18 protein-coding genes are annotated in these 16320 nt (G+C 59.6%); 11 read left to right on the top strand and 7 right to left on the bottom strand.

The window, feature by feature from the left end:
* Positions 1-6: 6 nt before the first annotated feature.
* From ACOTYH_RS04485 to ACOTYH_RS04465, 5 genes are all read left to right on the top strand, one after another.
* Positions 7-861 (top strand): isochorismatase, encoded by an 855-nt coding sequence (locus ACOTYH_RS04485; RefSeq protein WP_017382510.1) that lies wholly within the window; start codon positions 7-9, stop codon positions 859-861.
* On the top strand, positions 861-1613 hold the full coding sequence (gene entA / locus ACOTYH_RS04480; protein ID WP_015571174.1) for a 2,3-dihydro-2,3-dihydroxybenzoate dehydrogenase EntA: 753 nt from the start codon (positions 861-863) through the stop codon (positions 1611-1613). Before ACOTYH_RS04485 ends, entA begins: the two co-directional genes overlap by 1 nt.
* Positions 1613-2026 carry a proofreading thioesterase EntH gene (entH, locus tag ACOTYH_RS04475; RefSeq protein ID WP_015571173.1) on the top strand — a complete coding sequence of 138 codons (414 nt, stop codon included), beginning with the start codon at positions 1613-1615 and terminating at the stop codon, positions 2024-2026. Before entA ends, entH begins: the two co-directional genes overlap by 1 nt.
* A 149-nt stretch (positions 2027-2175) precedes the next feature.
* Positions 2176-4281, top strand: coding sequence for a pyruvate/proton symporter CstA (cstA, locus tag ACOTYH_RS04470; protein WP_047737918.1), 2106 nt, complete (start codon positions 2176-2178; stop codon positions 4279-4281).
* Between the two features lie 60 nt (positions 4282-4341).
* Positions 4342-4539 (top strand): YbdD/YjiX family protein, encoded by a 198-nt coding sequence (locus ACOTYH_RS04465; RefSeq protein ID WP_006809671.1) that lies wholly within the window; start codon positions 4342-4344, stop codon positions 4537-4539.
* Here ACOTYH_RS04465 and ACOTYH_RS04460 read toward each other — a convergent pair.
* From ACOTYH_RS04460 to ACOTYH_RS04450, 3 genes are all read right to left on the bottom strand, one after another.
* Entirely contained in the window at positions 4536-4940 is a 405-nt protein-coding gene (locus ACOTYH_RS04460; RefSeq protein WP_214601259.1) for a helix-turn-helix domain-containing protein, read from the bottom strand. The two genes, ACOTYH_RS04465 and ACOTYH_RS04460, sit on opposite strands and share 4 nt — an antisense overlap.
* The gene (locus ACOTYH_RS04455; protein ID WP_015571170.1) at positions 4915-5217 is read right to left on the bottom strand and encodes a type II toxin-antitoxin system RelE family toxin; all 303 of its coding nucleotides are present in this window, start codon (positions 5215-5217) and stop codon (positions 4915-4917) included. Before ACOTYH_RS04455 ends, ACOTYH_RS04460 begins: the two co-directional genes overlap by 26 nt.
* Before the next feature lie 357 nt (positions 5218-5574).
* Positions 5575-6663 (bottom strand): oxidoreductase, encoded by a 1089-nt coding sequence (locus ACOTYH_RS04450; RefSeq protein WP_310865264.1) that lies wholly within the window; start codon positions 6661-6663, stop codon positions 5575-5577.
* A gap of 159 nt (positions 6664-6822) precedes the next feature.
* Here ACOTYH_RS04450 and ACOTYH_RS04445 point away from each other — a divergent pair, with 159 nt between their 5' ends.
* The 4 genes from ACOTYH_RS04445 to ACOTYH_RS04430 all read left to right on the top strand — a co-directional run bounded on the left by ACOTYH_RS04445 (position 6823) and on the right by ACOTYH_RS04430 (position 11735).
* Positions 6823-8325, top strand: a complete 1503-nt coding sequence (locus ACOTYH_RS04445) for a sugar ABC transporter ATP-binding protein (protein WP_421637577.1) — start codon at positions 6823-6825, stop codon at positions 8323-8325.
* Complete coding sequence (locus tag ACOTYH_RS04440) at positions 8322-9317, top strand: ABC transporter permease (RefSeq protein ID WP_252010900.1); 996 nt, start codon at positions 8322-8324, stop codon at positions 9315-9317. Before ACOTYH_RS04445 ends, ACOTYH_RS04440 begins: the two co-directional genes overlap by 4 nt.
* 19 nt (positions 9318-9336) lie before the next feature.
* Positions 9337-10401: a sugar ABC transporter substrate-binding protein gene (locus tag ACOTYH_RS04435; RefSeq protein ID WP_015571167.1), complete on the top strand. Its 1065-nt coding sequence runs from the start codon at positions 9337-9339 to the stop codon at positions 10399-10401.
* A gap of 92 nt (positions 10402-10493) precedes the next feature.
* Entirely contained in the window at positions 10494-11735 is a 1242-nt protein-coding gene (locus ACOTYH_RS04430; protein ID WP_074162657.1) for an LVIVD repeat-containing protein, read from the top strand.
* Between the two features lie 52 nt (positions 11736-11787).
* Here ACOTYH_RS04430 and mtnK read toward each other — a convergent pair whose 3' ends face one another.
* Complete coding sequence (gene mtnK / locus ACOTYH_RS04425; RefSeq protein ID WP_047637520.1) at positions 11788-12987, bottom strand: S-methyl-5-thioribose kinase; 1200 nt, start codon at positions 12985-12987, stop codon at positions 11788-11790.
* A gap of 102 nt (positions 12988-13089) precedes the next feature.
* Between mtnK and mtnA the strand changes: the two genes are divergently transcribed.
* Positions 13090-14106 (top strand): S-methyl-5-thioribose-1-phosphate isomerase, encoded by a 1017-nt coding sequence (mtnA, locus tag ACOTYH_RS04420; protein WP_333072677.1) that lies wholly within the window; start codon positions 13090-13092, stop codon positions 14104-14106.
* 88 nt (positions 14107-14194) lie between these two features.
* A complete protein-coding gene (locus ACOTYH_RS04415; protein WP_017694329.1) occupies positions 14195-14332 on the top strand; it encodes a hypothetical protein in 138 nt (45 codons plus the stop codon).
* 66 nt (positions 14333-14398) lie between these two features.
* Here the strand turns inward: ACOTYH_RS04415 and ACOTYH_RS04410 are convergent, their stop codons facing one another.
* The 3 genes from ACOTYH_RS04410 to ACOTYH_RS04400 are packed head-to-tail and all read right to left on the bottom strand — an operon-like array spanning position 14399 to position 16238.
* Positions 14399-14941, bottom strand: coding sequence for a 1,2-dihydroxy-3-keto-5-methylthiopentene dioxygenase (locus ACOTYH_RS04410; protein WP_421637576.1), 543 nt, complete (start codon positions 14939-14941; stop codon positions 14399-14401).
* Complete coding sequence (gene mtnC / locus ACOTYH_RS04405; protein WP_032647663.1) at positions 14938-15627, bottom strand: acireductone synthase; 690 nt, start codon at positions 15625-15627, stop codon at positions 14938-14940. Before mtnC ends, ACOTYH_RS04410 begins: the two co-directional genes overlap by 4 nt.
* On the bottom strand, positions 15624-16238 hold the full coding sequence (locus ACOTYH_RS04400) for a methylthioribulose 1-phosphate dehydratase (protein ID WP_033486419.1): 615 nt from the start codon (positions 16236-16238) through the stop codon (positions 15624-15626). The genes mtnC and ACOTYH_RS04400 overlap by 4 nt, the downstream gene beginning before the upstream one ends.
* Positions 16239-16320 lie beyond the last annotated feature (82 nt).

Raw genomic sequence — 16320 nt, 5'->3', positions numbered from 1 at the left:
CAGAGAATGGCCATTCCAAAATTAACCGCATACGCGCTGCCAACCGCCGCCGAACTGCCGACCAGTAAAGTGAACTGGGCGTTTGAGCCGGAGCGCGCCGCACTGTTGATCCACGATATGCAGGAGTACTTCCTGAACTTCTGGGGCGAAAATAGCGACATGATGCAGCAGGTAGTGGCGAACATCGCTAAACTGCGCGCGTACTGCAAAGAGCACAATATTCCAGTCTACTACACCGCGCAGCCGAAAGATCAGAGCGACGAAGACCGCGCCCTGCTGAACGATATGTGGGGGCCGGGTCTGACTCGCTCACCGGAGCAGCAGCGCATCGTCGCTGAGCTGACCCCGGACGAAGCGGACACCGTGTTGGTGAAGTGGCGCTACAGCGCGTTCCACCGCTCGCCGCTGGAGCAGATGCTGAAAGAGACCGGGCGCAACCAGCTTTTGATAACCGGCGTGTACGCCCACATCGGCTGCATGACCACCGCCACCGACGCCTTTATGCGCGACATCAAACCGTTCTTTATCGCCGACGCGCTGGCGGATTTCACCCGCGACGAGCACCTGATGTCGCTGAAATACGTGGCCGGACGTTCGGGCCGCGTGGTGATGACCGACGAGCTGCTGCCGTCCGTTCCGGCAACCAAAGCCGCGCTGCGTGAGCTGATCCTGCCGCTGCTGGACGAGTCCGACGAGCCGATGGATGACGAAAACCTGATCGACTACGGTCTGGATTCAGTGCGCATGATGGCGCTGGCCGCCCGCTGGCGCAAAGTGCACGGCGACATTGATTTCGTGATGCTGGCAAAAAATCCGACCCTCGATGCCTGGTGGGCGCTGCTCTCCCGCGAGGTGAAGTGATGGCTTTTGATTTCACCGGTAAAACGGTCTGGGTGACGGGCGCGGGTAAGGGCATTGGTTATGCGACCGCGCTGGCATTTGTGGAGGCCGGGGCGCAGGTGACCGGGTTCGATCTGGCTTTCCCTCACGGCGAATATCCGTTTGCCACCGAAACGCTGGACGTGGCGGATGCGGCGCAGGCGAGTGACGTCTGCGGGCGTTTGCTCAGCAGCCTTGAGCGGCTCGATGTGCTGGTTAACGCGGCGGGCATTCTACGTATGGGCGCGACGGATCAGCTCTCGCAGGAGGACTGGCAGCAGACCTTTGCGGTCAACGTCGGCGGCGCGTTCAACCTGTTCCAGCAGACGATGGGCCAGTTCCGTCATCAGCAGGGGGGGGCGATTGTGACGGTGGCCTCTGACGCGGCGCACACGCCGCGCATCGGCATGAGCGCCTACGGCGCGTCGAAAGCGGCGCTGAAAAGCCTGGCGCTGACCGTCGGGCTGGAACTGGCGGGCAGCGGCGTACGCTGTAACCTGGTGTCGCCGGGTTCAACGGATACCGACATGCAGCGCACCCTGTGGACCAGCGATGATGCGGAACAGCGGCGCATTCGCGGCTTTGGCGAGCAGTTCAAGCTCGGCATTCCGCTCGGTAAAATTGCCCGTCCACAGGAGATTGCTGCGACCGTGCTGTTCCTGGCATCCGATGCCGCCAGCCATATCACCTTGCAGGATATCGTGGTGGACGGCGGCTCCACGCTGGGGGCGTAATGATCTGGAAACGTCATTTAACGCTCGAGGAGCTGAACGCCACCAGCCTGAATACGATGGTGGGGCACCTTGGCATCGTCTATACCCGCCTCGGGGACGATACGCTGGAAGCGGAGATGCCGGTGGATGCCCGCACCCACCAGCCGTTTGGCCTGCTGCATGGCGGCGCCTCGGCGGCGCTGGCGGAAACGCTGGGCTCAATGGCCGGTTTTCTGATGACCCGTGACGGGCAGAACGTGGTGGGCACGGAACTGAATGCCACGCACCACCGCGCGGTCTCTCACGGTAAGGTACGCGGCGTGTGTCAGCCGCTGCATCTGGGCCGTTCCAGCCAGAGCTGGGAGATCGTGGTGTTCGACGAGCAGGGGCGGCGGTGCTGTACCTGTCGGTTGAGTACGATGGTGTTGGGGTAAGTCATTCAGCTGAAAGTGATCGGCTTAACACTGTGGTGTAAATCTCTGGTTTGACCACGCATTATTGCGTTTCAAAGTTGTTAAATTTTATCCGTTGTTCTAGAAACAAAATGTAACATCTCACTGTTTCACAACAACGGACAACAACTATGAACAACTCAGGGAAATACCTTACGTGGGCGGTGCTCTCCGTGGTGGGAGCCTTTGCCCTGGGCTATATCGCCCTCAACCGGGGGGAGCAGATCAACGCGCTGTGGATCGTCGTCGCATCCGTCTGCATTTATCTGATCGCGTACCGTTTTTATGGCCGCTATATTGCGAAAAACGTGTTAGGGGTTGATGCCACGCGCATGACGCCTGCCGTGCGTCACAATGACGGTCTGGACTACGTGCCGACCGACAAAAAAGTGCTGTTCGGTCACCATTTCGCGGCGATTGCCGGGGCAGGCCCGCTGGTGGGGCCGGTACTGGCCGCGCAGATGGGCTACCTGCCGGGGATGATCTGGATCCTCGCGGGGGTGGTGCTGGCGGGCGCGGTGCAGGACTTCATGGTGCTGTTCGTCTCCACCCGCCGCGACGGTCGTTCGCTGGGTGAGCTGGTGAAAGAGGAGATGGGCGCAACCGCCGGGGTGATTGCGCTGGTGGCGACCTTTATGATCATGGTGATCATCCTCGCGGTGCTGGCGATGATCGTGGTGAAAGCCTTGACCCACAGCCCGTGGGGAACCTATACCGTCGCCTTCACCATTCCGCTGGCGCTGTTTATGGGGATCTATATCCGCTATCTGCGTCCGGGGCGCATTGGTGAAGTTTCAGTTATTGGCCTGGTGTTCCTGGTGTTTGCCATTATCTCCGGCGGCTGGGTAGCGGAAAGCCCGACCTGGGCGCCGTTCTTCGACTTCACCGGCGTGCAGCTGACCTGGATGCTGGTGGGCTACGGCTTCGTGGCGGCGGTGCTGCCGGTGTGGCTGCTGTTGGCCCCGCGTGACTACCTCTCCACCTTCCTGAAAATCGGCACCATCGTCGGGCTGGCGATCGGCATTCTGATTATGCGCCCGACCCTGACCATGCCAGCGCTGACCAAATTTATTGACGGCACCGGCCCGGTCTGGACCGGCAACCTGTTCCCGTTCCTGTTTATCACCATCGCCTGCGGCGCGGTGTCGGGCTTCCACGCGCTGATCGCCTCCGGAACCACGCCGAAGATGCTGGCGAATGAAAATCAGGCCTGCCTGATTGGCTACGGCGGCATGCTGATGGAATCCTTCGTGGCGATTATGGCGCTGGTTTCGGCCTGTATTATTGACCCGGGCGTTTACTTTGCGATGAACAGCCCAATGGCGGTACTGGCACCTGCCGGCACCGTTGACGTGGTTGCCTCTGCCGCGCAGGTGGTCAGCGGCTGGGGCTTTGCGATTACCCCTGAAACGTTGACGCATATCGCTAATGAGGTCGGCGAGCAGTCGATTATCTCTCGTGCAGGCGGGGCACCAACGCTGGCGGTGGGCATGGCCTACATTCTGCACGGCGCACTGGGCGGGCTGATGGATGTCTCGTTCTGGTATCACTTCGCCATTCTGTTCGAGGCGCTGTTTATTCTGACGGCGGTGGATGCCGGTACGCGTGCGGCGCGCTTTATGTTGCAGGATCTGCTGGGGGTGATCTCCCCGAACCTGAAGCGTACCGATTCACTCCCGGCTAACCTGCTGGCGACGGCGCTGTGCGTGCTGGCGTGGGGCTACTTCCTGCATCAGGGCGTGGTCGATCCGCTCGGCGGGATTAACACCCTGTGGCCGCTGTTCGGTATCGCCAACCAGATGCTGGCGGGCATGGCCCTGATGCTCTGTGCCGTAGTTCTGTTCAAGATGAAGCGCCAGCGTTACGCATGGGTGGCGCTGGTGCCAACGGCGTGGCTGCTGATCTGTACCCTGACCGCGGGCTGGCAGAAAGCCTTCAGCCCGGACAATAAGGTGGGCTTCCTGGCGATCGCCAACAAGTTCCAGGCGATGATCGACAGCGGTAAGATCCCGGCACAGTACACCGAATCTCAACTGTCGCAGCTGGTGTTTAACAACCGTCTGGACGCCGGGCTGACCATCTTCTTTATGGTGGTGGTTGTGGTGCTGGCGTTGTATTCTCTGAAAACCGCGCTGGCGGCGTTGAAAGTCGACAAACCGACGGCGAAAGAGACGCCGTATGAGCCAATGCCTGAGAACCTGGACGAGATTGTCACCCAGGCGAAAGGGGCGCATTAACCCGTGTGCCGGGTGGCGGCTTCGCCTTACCCGGCCTACATTTCCTGTGAGATCAGAACTATGTTCGACACCCTTTCCAAAGCAGGTAAATACCTGGGCCAGGCCGCTAAAATGATGATTGGCGTGCCGGATTACGACAACTACGTCGAGCATATGCGCGTCAACCACCCGGACCAGACGCCCATGACCTACGAAGAATTTTTCCGCGACCGTCAGGACGCCCGCTACGGCGGCAAGGGCGGGGCGAAGTGCTGTTAACCCTCTTTTGGTAAATAGAGGCTGATCTGCTCCTGTTTACAGCCGTAAATTGCCGCCAGCTTTTCGCGGGTGCGCTTTTGCGGTCGGGAGTCCAGCGCCTCAAGCTGTGATACGGCGGACTGGCTGATGTCAAGCTTCTCCGCCACCTCCTGCTGGGACATGCCGCGTAAAATGCGCCAGGCGGCCTGTAGGCTGACGTTCTCGCTATGCATGATGTCGCACACTTCCCCCGGTAAACCTACGTTATCGTAGATATCTGATTCATAAGGGATGTCTTCCCAGTCGCTTTCATCCTCATCGTCATACTCAAGCGTGGCTAAACGCATGCGAAAATATTCACTATAAGGAATGACAACATACTGTTTTTTCCCTTCTTTATCCTTTATGAACTGAACAGTCATATTCCGTATGCTCCTCATGAAGGTAGGTGGTTGTTGTCCGGCGTTTAACCGCCACTACGTAGCAGATATCACCCGGCGGATCCCCGAAGGTGTAAATTACCCTGTAATCACCTAATCGCAGCCTGTAGTGGTTTTCGGGAGATGATAATTTCTTGATATCCGCGACAGGTGATGTTTTATCATCCATCTTCTCCAGCCTGAATTTAATGCGGTTCTGATATCGCGTATCGATTTTAGAAAATTGCTTCTCAGCGGTCTTTGACCAGACAATCTTCATCCGTACCTCCACTGTACGCCCACACAAAATATAAGGAAATAATAAGACTATTAGATAAATTCCGAATTTCTTATGGGTTACTGTAGAGCGGAGAAAAACCGCGAGAAAGCGGCAAAACGCGAATCGTCGAGGCGCCTCGAACAGGCCTCTGCCGGGCGACAGAGGCTTGCAGAAAAAGATGCGATCAGGCGTTCAAACCGCCGTCCACGTCCAGACCGGTGCCGGAAATTTGCCCCGCGGCCCCAGCCCACGACTGGCGCCAGTAACCAGCGCCTTTTTACCTGTTAAATCGATCTGCATGATGACCTCGTTGCAAGAGTGGAGAGAATCATCATTAGTTATAGCCCGTCGGCGCGATTAACGGCTGAAGGATTCCACCTTCTCAAACGCGGCGCGCAGCACCTCAGGCGTTAACGTCACCGGCAGATAGTGAATCGACTCCACCGGGCGCAGGATGTGGGCAATGACCTTATCCAGCTCGTCGCGGTTGTGAATATCGACGTCCAGCTCGCGAAGCGTGGTCGGCAGATTGAAGCGCTGGTACGCCGCCACCAGCTGCGCCAGCACGTCGTCCTGACCGAGCAGGGCGCTCTGCACCAGAATGCCGTAGGCCACCTTGGTGCCGTGCAGGTATTTTTCCGTCTGCGGCAGCACGGTTAAGCCGTTGTGCACCGCGTGCGCCGCCGCCACGCGGGTATAGCGCTCACCCAGACCGCCGACCATTCCGCCTCCGGCAATAATCGCATCCACCACGTCCCGGAATGCCTGCGTCTGTTCGCCGCGCTGCTGATCCGCAAGCGCTTCTTCGCTGCGTGCCAGCAGCACGTCACGGATCGCCAGCGCACCGTTCAGGCCAAGACGCACGGTCAGCGGCAGACTCTCAGGTTGAGGGGCGAGCACCGCCGCTTCGTACCACTTCGCCAGCGTATCGCCGATGCCCGCCAGCAGATATTCCGCCGGGGCGTTAAGGATGATCTGCGGCTCCACCAGTACCAGAAAGTTGGCGTCGTCAAAAATCTCAAACTGTAGCGCCTGACCGGCATCGTTGTACCAGACGGAGAGCGGGGTCCACGCCGCGCAGGTGGCGGCGATAGTGGGAATGCCTACGAACGGCACGCCCAGACGACGCGCCACGGCCTTGACGGTATCTATCACCGCGCCGCCGCCCACGCCAATCACCACGCTGGTTTCACTACCCGACTCGTTCACCAGATGGGTGACGTCACTCTCGCTGCAATGGCCCTTAAACAGCAGATGTTTTGCCCCCGTCGTGTTAAAACTCTGCGGCAGATAAGGGCGTGCGCCCTCGATTGCCCGCTCGCCGTAGATCCACACCGCGCGGGAAAGCTGTTCCGGAGTAAAGAAATCATCCAGGTGGGCAAGGCTTCCCGGATGAGAGAAGTAGTTCGCCGGGCCGGGCACGACGCGGATATGGGTGTTGCTCATGAAGTTGTCCTTTTTTAGCAAGCGCTAACCCGATGTTATGTCTGGACATCCGGATGGCTAATAATATTTTGCTTTAACTTATGCCTTTTACGTCGTTGTCAGTCAACAAGAGCTGTGAAAAATTCGCTAAATCAGAAGAGTAATGAAGGATTTACGCGGATGGTTTCCAGTCGCCTTGAGATGCGCGGTATCAGCCTGGCCTTTTCCGGCTTTCAGGCCCTGTCGCGCGTGGATTTCACCCTGAACGGCGGGTCGGTGCATGCGCTGACCGGCGCCAACGGCGCGGGGAAATCGACGCTGATGGCGGTGCTGTGCGGGACGCACGATCGTTATGAAGGCGAAATTTGCATTAACAACCAGCCGGTAAGTATCCGCGAGCCGCTGGACGCCAAACGGCTGGGTATCCACCTTGTGCAGCAGGAGGTGGATGTGGCGCTCATCCCCGGGTTAAGCATTGCCGAAAACATCATGCTCGACCAGCTGGCGCATCCGGGGCATCGCTACAGCTGGCGCGACATCCGCCAGCAGGCGCGGCAGGCGCTGGCGCAGCTGGATGTTTCGCTCGACGTACGCCGCTCCATCGACAGTTGCACGCTGGCTGAAAAACAGCAGATTTTGCTGGCGCGGGCGCTCTCGCACCACTGCCGTTTTCTCATTCTTGATGAGCCCACCGCGCCGCTGGACGCGCACGAGAGTGAGCGTCTGTTTGCGGTAGTAAGACGTCTGCAACAGCAGGGTATCGGCGTGGTGTTTATCTCTCACCGCATTCACGAGCTGAAGGCCATCTGCGACACCCTGACGGTGCTGCGCGACGGCAGGCTGATTGAGTCCGGCCCGATGGCGGATCTGAGCGGCGAAGCGATTGTTGAGAAGATGCTCGGCCACGAGCTGAGCGATATCTATCCGCCCCCGCGCCCGCCGCACGGTGAGGAGACGCTGCTGCGGGTGGAAGGGCTGCACGACGATGCGCTGCTGAAAGATATCTCCCTGCACCTGCGCAAAGGTGAAATCCTTGGCATTGCCGGGCTGGCGGGGGCGGGGAAAACGGAACTCTGCAAGGCGCTGTTTGGCGCCAGCAAAAGCCGCGTCGCGCGCGGCGAGCTGAACCATCAGGCCTGGAAACCGCGCGATCCGGCAGACTCGGTACTGCGCGGTCTGGCGCTGGTGCCGGAGGAGCGGCGCAAAGAGGGCATTTTTATCGACGAGCCGGTGAGCATGAACCTTGCCGTGTGCGCCGATAACAGCTTCTCGCGCTGGAGCCTGTTTGGTCATCGTCAGGCGTGGCGCTGGGCAGAAGTGGTGATTGCCCGCGTCGGTGTGCGCGCGCGCGGGCCGGGGCAGGTGCTGCGTCGGCTTTCCGGCGGTAACCAGCAGAAGGTCGCCATCGGCAAATGGCTGCGCAATGACGCCAGCGTGCTGATATTCGACGAGCCGACCAAAGGCGTGGACGTGAAGGCCAAAACCGATCTGTTTCAGCTGATCGACGGCCTGGCGCGCGAGGGCAAAGGGGTGATTTACGCCTCGGGCGAGTTCGCCGAGCTGGTCGGGCTGTGCGACCGCATCTGCGTGCTGTGGGACGGACGCATCGTGGCGGAAATCGCCGGGGCCGAGGCCCGGGAAGAGACACTACTTTATTATTCAACCGGAGGAACGGCGTCGTGAGCAAGGCCCTTTCAGTGAACGCGGCGGCGTCTGGCCGTCAGCAGATTTTCGATTTTCTCTACAGGTGGGGCATGCTGCTGACCGTCGTCGCGCTGGTGGCGGTGTTTGGCCTGGTGTCGGACAGCTTCCTCGATCCGAACAACATCATCAACATTCTGCGCTCGATTGCCATCGTGACGGTGATTGCCATCGGCGTCTCGATTTCGCTGACCGTCGGCGGGTTCGATCTCTCGGTGGGGTCAACCGCGTCGCTGGCGAACGCGCTGGTGATTTCGCTTTTCGTCTGGCACGGCTTCGGCACCACCGAGTCGATTCTGCTGACCCTTGCGCTCTGCACGCTGGTCGGTCTGTTTAACGCCTTTCTGATCGTCATCCTGCGCATTCCGGACATGCTCGCGACCCTTGCCAGCCTGTTTGTCATCCAGGGCGTGGCGATGACCTACAGCTACGGCGGGTCGATTACCGAGAACATGGTGCTGCCGAGCGGCGACATGGCGGAAGGGACCATTCCGGCGGCGTTCAGCCTGCTGGGGCAGGTGCCGACCATTGTGATCGTCATGCTGGTGGTGACGATTCTGGCGCAGCTTGGCCTGTCGCTGACCACCCATGGACGCCGGATGTACGCCATTGGCGGCAACCCGGAAGCCGCGCGCCTCTCCGGCATTCGCACCACGCGCTACAAGGTGGCGGCCTACGTGATCGCCTCGCTGCTGGCGGGACTGGGCGGAATTTTGCTGGCTTCGCGTATCGGTTCATCGCAGGTGAATGCGGGGGGCGGCTACCTGATGGATGCGGTGGCGGCGGCGTGGATCGGGTTCTCGCTGGCCGGGTCCGGCAAGCCGAACGCGCTGGGCACGCTGGTGGGGGCGGTGATCCTCGGCGTGCTGTCGAACGGGCTGGTGATGCTCTCCGTGCCGTATTACGCCATGGACATTATAAAAGGGCTGGTGCTCGCGATGGCACTGGCGATTACTTACATACAAAAACGCTGACAACACAACGGGATAATAAATGAAAAAGATTGCGCTCTCTTTGGTAGCTCTTGGATTACTCACTTCTTTGCCGGGCCTGGCGGCTACCCCCGCGCCGGTTCCGGCCGCCATTGCCAGCCATGACGGCCCCATTCGCATTGCGGTGATCCGCAACCTGGGCTCGGACGACAACACCACGCAGTTTGTTGCTGGGGCGATTCAGGAAGGGAAAAAGCTCGGCTTTAAGGTCAGCACGTTTTTAAGTAACGGGGACGACGCCAGATTCCAGGATTTCGTGAACCAGGCCATCAGCCAGAAATACGACGGGATTATTCTCTCTCAGGGGCGCGATCCGTACTCCACCGCGCTGGTAAAGAAGGCGGTGGATGCCGGGATTAAAGTTTCGGTGTTTGATACCGCCGTGAACGGCGAGATCCCGGGCGTAACCGTTACCCAGCAGGACGATGCCTCCCTGACCAACCTCTCTTTTGGTCAACTGGCGAAAGATTTCAACGGCAAGGCCAATATCGTCAAGCTGTGGGTCGCGGGCTTCCCGCCGATGGAGCGCCGTCAGGCGGCCTACAAAGAACTGCAAAAGCAGTATCCGGAGATTAAAGAGCTGGAGTCCATCGGCGCGGTCTCCTCTGACGTGCAGGGCGACACCGCCAACAAGGTGGGGGCGATCCTCGCGAAATACCCGAAAGGTAAAATCGACGCCATCTGGGGGACCTGGGATGCCTTCAGTCAGGGCGCGTATAAGGCGCTGAAAGAGAACGGCCGCACCGAGATCAAGCTCTACAGCATCGACATCTCCAACCAGGATCTCCAGCTGATGCGCGAGCCGGGTAGCCCGTGGAAGGTGAGCGTGGCGGTAGATCCGAAGCTGATTGGCGCGACCAACGTACGCCTGATCGCCAATAAGATTGCCGGAGAAGCGACGCCTGCCACCTACGATTTCAAGGCGGCGGCTATTCCGCAGGCGCTGCTGACCGCCCAGCCGGGCGCGGTGAACGTGGCGTCTCTGGGGAAAATCATTCCAGGCTGGGGCCAGACGGAAGATTTTATCGCGCCGTGGTTTGCGACGCTTGCCGCTAAAAACAAGTAAACCAAGCCGGGTGGCGGCTGCGCCTTACCCGGCCTACATTTCTCACCCGTAGGCCCGGTAAGCGTAGCGCCACCGGGCGTAAGGAGCATAAGGTGTCTCAATTACCCCCTCCCGAATACAGCCGCAATATGCGGCTGATTGGCCATAGCGACCAGGGCGGTCGTCCGGACGGTGTACAGCTGATGGTGCACCGTGGTTTCGCCTATATCGGTCATATGGTGTCGCAGGGCTTTTCCATTGTCGACGTGCGCGATCCGAAAAAACCAAAAGCCGCAGGTTACGTGCCCGCGCCGCCGGGTACCTGGAACGTACACCTCCAGGCGCACGACGATTTGCTGCTGGTGATTAACGCCCGGGATCTGTTTGCCGATGCGCGTTTTGCCGATGAGAAGGTCTACTACACCCGCCAGGTGGGGGAGACCGTCAGCGACGTGCAGGATAAAGGCTGGAGCGCCGGGCTTCGCGTCTTTGATATCTCCACGCCGGACGCGCCGCGCGAAATCGGCTTTTTGTCGCTGAGTGGCATCGGCATTCACCGCATCTGGTACGTCGGTGGCCGCTGGGCCTACGTTTCAGCGCTGATCGACGGCTTTACCGATTACATTTTCCTGACTATCGATCTGGCGGACCCGCGTAAGCCTGAAGTCGCGGGGCGCTGGTGGCTGCCCGGGATGAACCAGGCCGAAGGTGAGAAGCCGGGCTGGCCGGAAGGCAAACGCTACGCGCTGCACCATGCGATTATTGCCGGCGACACCGCGTATGGCAGCTGGCGTGACGGCGGCCTGACGCTGCTGGACGTGAAGGACCGCGCGCAGCCGAAGCTGATTAGCCATCGCAACTGGAGCCCGCCGTTTGGCGGCGGAACGCACACCGCGCTGCCGCTGCCGGACCGCGACCTGCTGGTGGTGCTGGACGAAGCGGTGCTCGACAATCAGGAAGACGGCGAAAAGCTGATCTGGCTGTTTGATATCCGCGAGCCGTCGAACCCGGTCAGCATCTCGACCTTCCCGCAGCCGGATGAAACCTACTACGTGGCGAAAGGGGCGCATTTTGGCCCGCACAACCTGCACGAGAACCGGCCGGGAAGCTTCGTCAGCTCAACGCTGATCTTCGCGACGTACCAGAACGCGGGCGTGCGCGCGTACGATATTTCCAATCCGTATCGCCCGGTAGAAACGGGAGCGCTGGTGCCCGCGGCGCCGGAGAGGATGATGGATACGCGGCCCAACCGCCCGCAGGTGATCCAGTCGTGCGACGTGTTTGTGGATGCGCAGGGGATTATTTACAGCACGGACTATAACGGCGGGATGTCGGTGATTGAGTATTTGGGGTGAGTGCGGTTTGATGCCCTCACCCCGGCCCTCTCCCACAGGGAGAGGGAGAAAATCAGCTGTACTGCCGCACTCGCGCCACCAGCTCTTCCGCGCTGTCGATGCGGTCGGCAATGACAATCAGCGCTTTACCGAGGGATATTGCATGGCGGAGGCATTCGTGGCGCATGGCTTCATCCTGGATGGTATCGATATCCGCCACGTGTGAAAGCCCGACGCTGCGGCGAATCAGCTCGGTGCCGCAGAACCCGATGGCGTCATGCCAGACCTTTTTCAGGAACGCGGAGGCATAGCCCGGCGCGCTGAGTGCGGCGTCGCGGGCTTTCTCGTTTGCCAGCGCCTGGAAGCGCTCCGCGAAGGTGTTCCACAGTTCCTGAATATCGTTCAGGCGCTGCTCGCGCGCGGCGGCGGCATCGCGAATGCCGAGGTGCCCAGGCAGGCCGCAGAAGTTCAGCAGCAGGTTGCCGATGGCGGTGCCAACGTCAAAGCCAATCGGCCCAAAATAGCCGAACTCAGCGTCGATGGCCTTCAGGCTGCCGTCGGCCACAAAAATCGAACCGCTGTGAATGTCTCCGTGCAGCAGGGCTTCGGCGTGCGAGAAAAAGCGGTGCTTGAGGGAGGCCACGGCGATTTTTAGCTGGGCGTCGTCGCGCAGGGCGGCAACGTCGTTTTCCAGCTCGGCCGGGTAGCTGTTGCGCGCGTGGATCTGGTACGGATCGTTAAAGAACAGATCTTCGGTGATCTCGCACATCTCCGGGTTGATGAATTTCGCTACCTGCGCTTTTTTATCGTGCGGATGCAGATAAAAATCGCTGGTGTGGAACAGGGTGTGAGCCAGATATTCCCCCAGCTGACGCGCCGCCTGAGGGTAGTAAATGTTGTTAATCAGCTCGCCGCGCCAGATGCTATGACTGGAGAGATCTTCCATCACCATCACCGCCAGTTCCGGGTCAAAGTGGTGGATTTTTACCGTGTGCTGCGGGCTGTGCTGGTAATGCTCGACCAGGGTTTGCGCTTCAAGACGGGCACGATCCAGCGTCAGCGGCCAGGATTCGCCGACGCAGCGTACATAGGGCAGCGCCTGCTTAACGACGATGCGGCTCACGCCCGCGCGGTCGAAAATTTTAAAGACCAGGTTGAGGTTGCCGTCGCCGATTTCCTGCGCCTCTACCAGCGATGAAGGATCGTCAAGTCCGCCAAACTGCCTGGCATACTCCACGGCGTCCTGAGCGGTAAAGGTACGGTATTGCGACATGGCCTGCTCCTCAGTTTTGCTAATTAAGACATGTAGACGTCTATACATCTGGATTTCATCCTGACACAATGTGCTACAACAACGCAACAGGGAATTAACGACATGCAGACATTACAGACGACCAGCCTGCGGGTGGCGGATAATCAGCTCTTTATTCTCGACCAGCAGGCGCTTCCACAGGAGAAACGCTGGCTGGATGCCTCGACGGTCGAGGCGCTGGTCGGGCACATCCACGCCCTGCGGGTGCGCGGCGCGCCGCTGATTGGTCTCTCTGCAAGCCTGTTGCTGGCGCTGTTAGCGGAAAGCGGCAAAAGCCGCGACGAGCTGGCGGTGGCGCTGGAAACCCTGCGCGCCTCCCGCCCGACGGCGGTGAACCTGATGAACAATCTCGACCGCATGAAGCTGGCGCTGTGGCAGGAAGATTATGTTCCGGCGCTGGTGGCTGAAGCGCTGCGGCTGATTGACGAAGACAAACGGCTCTGTGACGCTATTGCCAGTGCGGGCAGCGCGCTGGTGAAGCGCGGCAGCCGTCTGCTGACCCACTGCAACACCGGCGGGCTGGCGACGGCGGGCGTCGGTACCGCGCTGGGGGTGATTGCTCGCGCGCATCAGGAAGGCAAGGTAAGCAACGTCTGGGTGGATGAAACCCGTCCGCTATTGCAGGGCGGCAGGCTGACCGCGTGGGAACTCGGCGAGCTGGGCGTACCGTATCAGCTGATTACCGACTCCATGGCCGCCAGCCTGATGGCAAAAGGGCAGGTGGACGCCGTGTGGGTGGGTGCAGACCGCATTGCCGCCAACGGCGACGTGGCGAACAAAATCGGCACCTATTCCCTGGCGGTGCTGGCGAAGTTTCACGGCATTCCGTTCTACGTCGCTGCCCCGCAAACGACCCTCGACCCGGACTGCCCGAACGGTGACGCAATCCCGATTGAGCAGCGCGCGGCCAGTGAAGTGACGGGCGTGGCGGGGAGCTTTGGCGCGGTGCAGTGGGCGCCGCAAGAGGCGCAGGTCTATAACCCGGCGTTTGACGTCACCCCCGCCTCGCTGATTAGCGGCTGGGTGCTGGATACAGGCGTGGTCATACCGGACGAGGTAGCGAAAGGGAAATTTGCCTGAGTCCGGCTATCCTTTAAGGGCGTTCCCTGAGAGGACAACATCGTGACGCTCGATCCTGACACAGACTTAAAACTGGAGCGCGTGGTGGATGCACCGCGCGACCTCGGCGATTGCGCGTCATCCGACGAAGGAGATCCGCGAGCAACATGAGCAGATGGGCTTCCACGAAGCATGGGGCGTGGTGCTGGATCATCTGGTGGGGTATGTTAAGGGGCTTAACGCGTAGTGCGCGCGGGTGCCCTCACCCCAACCCTCTCCCACAGGGAGAGGGGGCTAACCGTGCCTGTTCAGACTATGCCAGGCGTGGATACGCATCCGCAATCGCATCCCCGGTAAACTGTGCGACCCAACCCTCCGGGTTATCGAAAATACGAATCGCCGTAAAGTTCGGCTCTGAGCCCATATCAAACCAGTGCGGCGTGCCCGCGGGAACGGAAATCAGGTCGTTTTTCTCGCACAGCACCTGATACACCTCATCGCCAATGTGCAGGCAGAACAGCCCCGCGCCTTCCACGAAAAAGCGCACTTCGTCTTCGCCGTGAGTGTGTTCGTTCAGGAACTTCGCGCGCAGCGCCTCTTTCTGCGGATTGTCGGCGCGCAGGCTGATCACATCCCAGCTCTGGTAACCTTTCTCTGCCACCAGCTTGTCGATCGCATGCTGATACGCCGCGATCACGGCTTCAGGCGCGGGATCGTGCCCTAAATCGCGATCCGCAGCCCAGCGTTCAAACCGCACGCCTTTGGCGTTGAGCTGTTGGGCAATCTCGGCGTCGTCGGTGCTGTGCCACTGGTGCTGACTGGCGTCTTTATCGGAATAAATGGTCAATGCGCTCATGAAGGGATCTGCTCCGGATTAATCTCGTCAAACTGGTGGATCTGATGATGATGGCTTGCGCCGTCATCTTCACCGCGAATCAGTTGCAGGGTACGAAAACCCGCCTGCTCAGCCGCGTCCAGCTCCTGATGAATATCCGACAGAAACAGGATCTGCGACGGGGCAATGCCCGTTTGCGCCGCAATATTTTGATAAGACTGCACCTCGCGCTTGGCGCCAATGTGGGTATCAAAATAGCCGCTGAACAGATGAGTAATATCACCTTCGTCGCTGTAGCCAAATAACAGTTTCTGCGCGGTGACGGAGCCAGAGGAATAAACATAGAGATCAATCCCTTGCGCCTTCCATTTTTCCAGCGCGGGCAGTACGTCAGGATAGAGGTGTCCGGTAAAGTCACCGTTGACGTAACCGTCCTGCCAGATGATGCCTTGCAGGGCTTTGAGCGCCGTCGATTTGCGGTCTTCATCCATAAAGGTAAACAGTACGTTGATGAGATCGCTGACGCTGGCATGCGGAGCGCTGATTTCATCGCGCAGGTTGTCCAGAATCGATTTGACCGGCTCGGCGTACTGCTGCGCGGTCACAAAGGCCGCCAGCCGCTCACGCGCGTAGGGGAACAAAACATCATGGACAAAACGGATATCGCTGGTGGTCCCTTCAATATCCGTCACAATCGCGCGAATCATACTCTCTCCCATTGTCGTAAACGCATTTCGCATTCAAATAAGAATTCTAACCCTTCCAGATGACGGCGGGCTTCGGCCACGTCGCGTCCCCAGCAGGTTAAGCCATGACCGCGCAGAAGAAAACCATAATTAAGCGGGCGTTCCTGCGCGTAATGGGCGATGCGCGAGGCGAGGGCGTCGATGTCCTGGTCGTTATCAAACACCGGGATGGCCACCGTATCCTGGTGCGTGGTCTGCCCGGTAAGGGATTTTTGCATCTCGAAACCGGTGATCTTCAGCTCGGCCTCGTTGACCAGACGCGACAGCACCGTGGCATTGACAGTGTGAACGTGCAGGACGGCGTTAGCCTCGGGAAACAGGCGATAGATGAGGGTATGCAGCCCGGTCTCTGCCGACGGTTTACGGCCAGACGGCGCACGGTTGGTGGCGATTTCAACCTGTAGAAAATCGGCGGTGGTCAGGCTGCCTTTATCTTTTCCGGATTCGCTCAGCCAGCACAGGTGTTCATCCTGACGCACGGACATATTGCCGCCGGTAGCGGGCGCCCAGCCTTTAGCGCCAATCCAGCGGCAGGCCTCGACCAGGTGTGTGAGTTGCTGGTTGTCTGTCATTTCCTTTTACCCTCTCGGTCAGGAATATTTTTATCGTTTAGACGTCTAAGCGTCTTGATTGCCAAAGACTAACATCGTGTTA

Origin of the sequence: Enterobacter cloacae complex sp. SHL001 (genome assembly GCF_049236825.1) — a bacterium.
GTDB classification, from domain to species: Bacteria; Pseudomonadota; Gammaproteobacteria; order Enterobacterales; family Enterobacteriaceae; genus Enterobacter; species Enterobacter hormaechei_C.
The sequence above is the reverse complement of the archived record's forward strand: the minus strand, read 5'-3'. Positions and strand labels throughout refer to the sequence as shown.